A 1,071-nucleotide genomic window follows, 5' to 3' on the forward strand; every position below is an offset into this window, starting at 1 on the left:
GTAAGCGTTCACCGAGGTATCTTGACTTACCATGCCTGAAGAAGCATGTGCAGTTTATAGATCAAAAACGTTCGGGTACGGTTTCTTCTCAACGACTGACGTGATGATTTCACTCAGAACTGACATTGCTGATAGGCCGCGCTTTTTGCAAGTTTCGATGAGTGTGTGGATACGACTACGGAATTTATCGCCTGCATCTGAGGTCGTTCCGAAGCTAATTTTCCTTTGGATTACAAAGCCTCTAATACATCGCTCTGCTTCATTATTGGTTAAGGGGATTGACGTTTTCTTGAGGAAAACCCACAAGCTCTCTCTATGTTTGAGCAGTAACTTGCATCGCCCTCGATACCGCTTGACCATCACACCTGTCCCTTTGCTCAACCAATGATCGAACGATTTTTGTAGCCTGTGCATTCGCCGCAAGTACCGTGAATAATCCAATTCACCTTGCTCATAACGATGTCGAGTATGGAAGAGAACATTCGTCAGAAGACATAGGTGCCTTCCTATATAAGCAGTATGCCCACCACCACTATAATCCGCCATTTGTTGAAGGTTGCGCTTCACATGTGCCCAACATAGCTGATGACGGTCTGCGGCTATCCAGTTATAGCTTGGGCATTGGTCGCTGACCACAATACCTGTGTAGTTTTCATCAATGACTTTTTTTGCTGATGAGGTCGAGCGCGAATAAAGTATTTGTTCATAGACAAGATCATCACTGGCCACTAACCAACACCAACGAAGGCTTTGCTCATCATTTCGGTGATGAGAGGTTTCGTCGGCATGAATCAAAGGTGCCTTTTTTAACGCTTGTTTGATTGCTTGATGCAATGGAGTCAGCATTGAAGCGACTTTTGTTTGTGCTTCGCTAATCGCACCAACAGAAAACGTTGTGCCGAGTTGCTCTTTGAGCAGTGATTGGATTTTCCGAACACTAAGGTGATATTGTCCAGCAAGAACGCCAATGTAGCTGAGTAAATTGGGACCGATAATACCTTGTGATGCATTGTCGGGCTTTTGAGCTTTTACTGTTTCTTTACAGTGGCGGCATTGACCTGAAAATAAACG

General features: G+C 44.6%; 1 protein-coding gene. It reads right to left on the minus strand.

From position 1 onward, the window contains the following. Positions 1 to 54: 54 nt before the first annotated feature. Positions 55 to 1,071 (minus strand): IS66 family transposase (locus FKN93_RS17365; RefSeq protein ID WP_170905766.1); only part of this gene is annotated, 1,017 nt, incomplete at its 5' end.

The sequence above is a fragment of the Vibrio sp. A8-1 genome (genome assembly GCF_013048685.1).
Classification (GTDB): domain Bacteria; phylum Pseudomonadota; class Gammaproteobacteria; order Enterobacterales; family Vibrionaceae; genus Vibrio; species Vibrio metschnikovii.